Annotated in this window: 7 protein-coding genes; all 7 read right to left on the reverse strand. The window is 31.3% G+C overall.

Going from position 1 to position 6,415, the window contains the following annotated elements; translation table 11 throughout:
• Positions 1-823, reverse strand: an 823-nt coding sequence (locus QM536_07945; GenBank protein ID MDI9356934.1) for an Rpn family recombination-promoting nuclease/putative transposase, incomplete at its 3' end; no start/stop codon positions are given.
• 282 nt (positions 824-1,105) lie between these two features.
• Positions 1,106-1,726, reverse strand: a complete 621-nt coding sequence (locus QM536_07950; protein ID MDI9356935.1) for a hypothetical protein — start codon at positions 1,724-1,726, stop codon at positions 1,106-1,108.
• Positions 1,723-2,055: a hypothetical protein gene (locus tag QM536_07955; protein ID MDI9356936.1), complete on the reverse strand. Its 333-nt coding sequence runs from the start codon at positions 2,053-2,055 to the stop codon at positions 1,723-1,725. The genes QM536_07950 and QM536_07955 overlap by 4 nt, the downstream gene beginning before the upstream one ends.
• On the reverse strand, positions 2,052-2,783 hold the full coding sequence (locus tag QM536_07960) for a TIGR04255 family protein (GenBank protein MDI9356937.1): 732 nt from the start codon (positions 2,781-2,783) through the stop codon (positions 2,052-2,054). The genes QM536_07955 and QM536_07960 overlap by 4 nt, the downstream gene beginning before the upstream one ends.
• A gap of 368 nt (positions 2,784-3,151) precedes the next feature.
• Positions 3,152-5,197, reverse strand: a complete 2,046-nt coding sequence (metG, locus tag QM536_07965; GenBank protein ID MDI9356938.1) for a methionine--tRNA ligase — start codon at positions 5,195-5,197, stop codon at positions 3,152-3,154.
• An 84-nt stretch (positions 5,198-5,281) separates the two neighbouring features.
• The gene (gene nadD / locus QM536_07970; GenBank protein MDI9356939.1) at positions 5,282-5,857 is read right to left on the reverse strand and encodes a nicotinate (nicotinamide) nucleotide adenylyltransferase; all 576 of its coding nucleotides are present in this window, start codon (positions 5,855-5,857) and stop codon (positions 5,282-5,284) included.
• Between the two features lie 6 nt (positions 5,858-5,863).
• On the reverse strand, positions 5,864-6,415 hold a 552-nt coding region (locus QM536_07975), incomplete at its 5' end, for a methylenetetrahydrofolate reductase (protein ID MDI9356940.1).

A 6,415-nucleotide genomic window follows, 5' to 3' on the forward strand; every position in this document is an offset into this window, starting at 1 on the left:
CTTGTTCTGCACGTTGTTTTTCTTGTTCTGCACGTTGTTTTTCTTGTTCTGCACGCGTTTCTGCTTGTTCTGCTCGTTGCTTTTCTTCCTTTGCAAGTTGTTCTGCTACCGCAAGCTTATTCGCCACTCTACTTATTTTTCCTCTTTCATCCTGTTCTCGCATACTTGCATAGTCATACTCATCCAATTCTTTTTCTGTCCATTTAAATTTGTATGCCATTTGATATGCTAATAACAATCCGTTGTCAGTAACATTTTTAGGAATATCTCTTAGTGTATTTGAATTTTTTAAGAAAAAAGCCCACTGCTCTGTAACAGTAAGACATTCCTCTTCTTCTTTATCAAATTTTAATAATTCCACAAAATTATATTCTGTTCCTTTCAGCTCGTGGTCGTGTGTTTTTGTATCTAATAAAATATGTCGGGTAAGATAATGCGGATTACTAAAAAAATTAAATTTAATAACACCTATGAAAATTACGGGATTGAGAAGTACATATTGCTCTCCTGCTTTAATTTGACTCACAAAGTCCTTATTTGTGTAGTATTGGACACGATTTTCAAATCCATCGGGTTCTTCCACTTGCATTTCTACTATGTAGTTTTTTTTATTTTCATCTACTACTTTCACATCTAAAATAGATTGTTTTTTTTTATGGAGTTGTGGAAGTTGATACGGATTTTTAAAATCAATATGAATAATTTTTCTTCCCTCAGGAATTCCTAATACTGCATTAAGAAAAGAAAGAAGGATTTCCGGACTTTGCTCACAACCAAAAATTTTTCTAAAAGCGACATCATTTGTTATATCTACAAATACCATCTAATGAATTTATTTAATTTTTTTATTTTAAATCTTGAGTCCACTCCGAAAAGTCCTTTTTACAAAAATATTGGAGTTAACTCTATTGATAATCAATAGTTACAAAGTTATAAACTTACCAAAAGTGAGTTTTCGGAGTGGACTCAATGTGAGAGTTTTCATCAATTCGTTGTTTTTTTGATAACTGCTAGCGGTTGCACCCCTGCATACCCAACGTTTGTCTAACCTTCGTGTGTTGGTTTTTATAGGTGAATATCCATGGGTTCTCAGCTTTTATTTTTCTTATTTTCTTTCTACTTTTTCTTGTATTCGAGTAAAATGAATTGACAGCTTTACTAAAAAGACATAAAAACCATAATTGCTTAAAATAAATATCCTGCTTGGGTTTAAATTTTCTCTTGATAGAGATCTGTTATCGCAGTGATTTATCCTGTCAAGAAATACAATACAATCCTCTGGTAACTTATCTCCTTTTGGCAAGTAAAAAATTTGTGTTATTTTTTGCTTTTTTATTTCTGCTACATGATTATCTATGGATTTTTCATCTTTGATTTTTTCTTCAAGTAAAGATTTTCTATAATTATTTAAGCTGAAAACAGGAGCGTAGCATATATTAGATGGGAAAAGTCTTTTATTAGACATATCTATATCACAGGTATTTGACAGTACCATAACTGGTGCTTCAAAAAAAATTCTGCTGGGGAGGTTAGTAACTGTTAAATTCTTCAATCCATCGCCTTGAAAAATTACATTTTCATTCTTCAGAAAACTACTATAAAGGCGTTTATCTATATTATTAGGAAAACTCTGTAATTCATTAAATAAACGCTTAGTATCGTCTTCTGAGAGATATTTTGGCAAATACAGTTTAATATTGTCAAATATATTCTCAGGTTTGTTCATAATTTTAGCAAAAGTTTTTCAAATTTTCGATTGACCATATTTACTATTTCTCCTTCTAAATCTTTACTATCAGTAACCATTTTTGTAAGAAATTCATGTAAAATCCCTATTTGTGATGTTTCTTCTATTTCTATAGAACGATTAGGCAAAGAATGAAAAACTTTATCAATCTCTTGTGGATGATATGTTGCTATATCTTCAAATTTTTGAGTAGGTATATTTCTATTTATCTCTATCCTTTCAGTTGCTATCGAAACAGCTATGAAAAAAAATGGCAATAAGGGAGCAGAATAAGGCATTAGGGCACTATTGTAATGTACATTGCTCATGATTGATATTCAGGGTTAAGGGTTTTTAAAAATTCATCTTTTAGAAGGTTAAAAAATAGTTCTTTCTCAATTTTGTGAGCATCATTTAACAATTTTTCAATATTAGATAGCAATAATTTATCTGAATTACTTAATACACAAGCAATATCTAATAACGAACCTTGTTTTTTATCTAAGGCATTTGAAATAGTTACATTATTTGCTACTTGCAAAACTTTTACAAATTCTCCTTGAGGTACTTCTGTTCTGATAATTAAATTGTTACTATGATAAGGTTCTTTAATCATTTGAACTTGAATATTAATGTGTTTAAAAATATCAAGTTCAAAAAAATTCAAATATCTCAACGTTAAACTAATTGGTTGTTCTATCAACCCTATTTCATTTACTGTTTTAAAAAATGAAGTTGCATTTTCTAAAAAATCTTTCCACCCAATGTAATTGTTAGGTACTTGAAATGAGACAATATCCATTCCAACTTGTGCTATGAATTTACTGTTACTATTGGTTAATCTATATAAAGCTTTGTACTTTAAATCTGGGTCATTTTCAATGATTTCATTTGGTAACATCGATGCTGGCAATTTATCAACTTTATTGAACTTGTCTTTGACAGCATTATAAAGAATACCAAATATAGCCCCTTTGGGCATAGCCGACTTAAATTTTAATTCAACAATTGCTTCAATTATTGGGCAAGGTGATATTTTTATTGGTAATTTTGTCATAAAATTAGTGATTTTTTTGCAAAGTTATATTCTTTTTTGACACTGTCATTTATTTTTTGATGATTGTTTTTTCTTTTTCAATTCCGTCGAACATCTACTTAACCGAACTTTAGTTCGCAAAAATAGATGTAACATAAATATAAAAAATTTATTTTTGAATTTTCATAAATTAATATTTTTTTTTAATTTTAATTTTTTTATTTAAAAAAAGTAATTCTATTGCAAAAAACATTATCATTTTATGTAGTGTCTACAAGATTGATAATCAAATTTCACAAAATTACAAGTATATCAAAAAGGACTTTGGGGAGTGGATTCAATCGCACTATTACAAAATAAACATCCGAATAGCTACGAATATCTCTACATTATCCTATAGTTGCCCCTGCGGTTGTTTCTATTTTTGGTTGTATAAGGGTGAGAATTTTGTTTTGGTCTTCAGCAGATAAAATCATTCCACGGGATTCTATCCCCATTATTTTTCTGGGGGATAGGTTTGCCAATAGTATTACTTGCTTTCCTATAAGCTCGGATGGATTATAATATGCTGCTATTCCACTTACGACTGTTCTTTTATCTAACCCTGTATCTAATAAGAATCGTAATAATTTTTCCGACTTGGGTACCTTCTCGCATTCTAAAACGGTAGCAATTCGTATATCCATTTTTTCAAACTCTTCATACTTTATACTGGGTTTTATTGGAGTAACAAAGGTATTTTGTGTTGGATATATGTTATTTTTTTTAGAAAGTTCTAATTTTTGCAGTTGTTTTTCTATAGTTTCATCTTCTATTTTTTCAAATAATATAGAAGATGGATTTATAATATGTCCTGCTTTTATGAGATCAGGAATATTTTTTAGATGAATCCATTTTTTTGGGGAGATGGCAAGCATTTCTGATATTCTGAAAGATGCTTTTGGGATAAATGGTTCCGATGTTATCTGTAAAACCGCTGTTATTTGAACAGCTACGTGAAGAACTGTTTTTACTCTTTCTTCGTCTGTATTTATAAGTTTCCATGGTTCTGTTTCTGCTAAATATTTATTTCCTAAACGAGCAATATCCATAAAAAAAGAAAGAGCATCTCTGAATTTAAAATTTTCTATGGATTCTTCTATTTGTGAAATAAGTTTTTGAAGGGAGAGGAGCACTTCTGTATCTTTTTCTTGTAATTTTTCTGTATGGGGAACAACCCCTTCAAAATATTTATGAACTAATACAAGCGTTCTGTTGACAAAATTTCCAAAAATACCCACCAGCTCACTATTATTTTTTGTCTGAAAATCCTTCCAAGAAAAGTCACTATCTTTTGTTTCGGGAGCATTTGCAGTAAGCATATAGCGAAGCACGTCTTCTTTGCCTTTAAAATCTATGAGATACTCATGAAGCCATACCGCCCAATTTCTACTGGTGCTAATTTTTTGCCCTTCTAAATTCATAAATTCATTTGCAGGAACATTATCAGGGAGTATATACTGTCCATGTTCCATAAGCATAGCAGGAAAAATAATAGTATGGAACACGATATTGTCTTTTCCTATAAAATGTACGAGTTTGGTTTTAGTATCTTTCCAATATTTTTCCCAATCGTTAGGAATAAGTTCTTTTGTAGCAGATATATACCCTATGGGGGCATCAAACCATACGTAAAGCACTTTTCCTTCCGCATCAGGAAGAGGAACTTTCACTCCCCATTCTAGGTCACGAGTCATAGAACGAGATTGAAGTCCTTGCGTAAGCCAACTTTTACACTGACCAAAAACATTTATTTTCCATTCTTTATGAGATTCTAAATATGCTTCTATGCTTTTTTGATATTTTTCTAAGGGGAGATACCAATTTTTTGTTTTCTGCAAAATAGGTTTTTCACCCGAAAGAGTAGAACGAGGATTCAATAAATCCGATGGACTCAAGGTAGAACCACATTTTTCACATTGATCTCCGTATGCGTTCTCATTTTTACAATGGGGGCAGGTGCCCACTATATATCTATCTGCCAAAAATTGCTTTGCAACAGTATCATAGTATTGCTCTGTTACTTTTTCTTCAAAAGCATCTTTTTTATAAAGATTCATAAAAAAATCTTCCGAAATCCTATGGTGAATAGGATTACTCGTTCTTGCATATATATCAAAAGAAATTCCAAATTCATAAAATGATTTTTTGATCATTTCATAATATATATCTACTACTTCCTGAGGAGTTTTATTTTCATTCCTTGCTTTTATGGTAATAGGAACACCATGCTCGTCTGTTCCACTTACAAAAACAACTTCTTTTTCCTGAGAACGTAAATAACGAACGTATATATCTGCAGGTATATACGCACCCGCTAAATGTCCTATATGAACTGGTCCGTTTGCATATATTAATGCCGCAGTAACCATATATCTGTCAAATTTTTTTTCCATTGTGATTGTATTTTTATGAATGTATTATAGAAGTATTATATATTTTTTGCAAGGTATTATTTTTTGCAGTCGCTTTATTATTTATTATAATTGATACAATTTCCTTTCCTCTATATACGCAATTATATTGTTTGAAACCATGTATCTAATAGACATTTTTTTTTCTATCCTCTCTCTTATGTATGAGGAAGAAGTATCTATAAGAGGAGTATTGAGCATCTGCACATTCGGATGCTCCTGTAAAAAACTTTGCTCCACTCCTTTTCTGGGATATATTATAAGATTGTAATTGTTGAGAATTTCTTCGTAATTTTTCCATTTATAAAAAGAAAAAAGATTATCTGCCCCCATAAGAATAGAAAATGTATGCATTGGAAATGTTTTGTGAAGAAAACGCATAGTATCTATAGTATAATTCGGCTTTCTAAGTGAAAATTCTATATCGTATGCTTTAAAATTATCGTTATTTGCTATAGCAAGCTGTACCATCTCTAATCTCATATTCGCATCTATAAGCTGTTTATCTACTTTAAATGGACTTTGAGGACTGATTACAAACCATACTTCGTTAATAAAATTACTATCTAAGGCATGATTTGCTACTATCATATGTCCTATATGAGGTGGATTAAAAGATCCAAAAAATAATGCTATATTCATACAAAATTAAAAAAGAGCAGATGCTATTTCAATCACAGATTCGGGCTTACTCATAGTATAGTAATGAAGACACGGAACTCCTATTTTCAAAAGGTCTTTGGACTGCTGAATACACCATTCAGTGCCTAACTGTTTCACACTGCTGTCTGTTTTACATTTTAATAACTCCCGCACCAATATATCAGGAATAGAGATATGGAAAGACCTTGGCAAAACGGTGATTTGTTTCAAAGAAGTAATCGGCTTCAGACCTGGTATAATAGGAATGGAAATCCCCGCTTCCCTACATTTTTTTACATAATCGAGATACACCGCATTATCAAAAAACATCTGCGTCACTATATATTCCGCTCCCAAATCCACTTTTTCTTTGAGATATTTGATATCCATTTCTCTATTAGGAGCTTCAAAATGCTTCTCGGGATAACCAGCTATACCTATGCAAAATTGGGTATTCGTACCTTTCGTTTCCCCATGAAGGTAATATCCACTATTCAGATTCTTCACCTGTTGCAACAGCCCCGAAGCATATTTATGACCCTTCGCATCAGGAATAAA

The organism is Chitinophagaceae bacterium, from assembly GCA_030053935.1.
Taxonomy (GTDB): Bacteria; Bacteroidota; Bacteroidia; order Cytophagales; family JASGCU01; genus JASGCU01.

Bases quoted from the DNA above. Each gene is read 5' to 3' on its own strand.
- QM536_07950 (MDI9356935.1), bottom strand. From the start codon at position 1,726: ATGAACAAACCTGAGAATATATTTGACAATATTAAACTGTATTTGCCA.
- QM536_07955 (MDI9356936.1), bottom strand. From the start codon at position 2,055: ATGAGCAATGTACATTACAATAGTGCCCTAATGCCTTATTCTGCTCCC.
- QM536_07960 (MDI9356937.1), bottom strand. From the start codon at position 2,783: ATGACAAAATTACCAATAAAAATATCACCTTGCCCAATAATTGAAGCA.
- metG (MDI9356938.1), bottom strand. From the start codon at position 5,197: ATGGAAAAAAAATTTGACAGATATATGGTTACTGCGGCATTAATATAT.
- nadD (MDI9356939.1), bottom strand. From the start codon at position 5,857: ATGAATATAGCATTATTTTTTGGATCTTTTAATCCACCTCATATAGGA.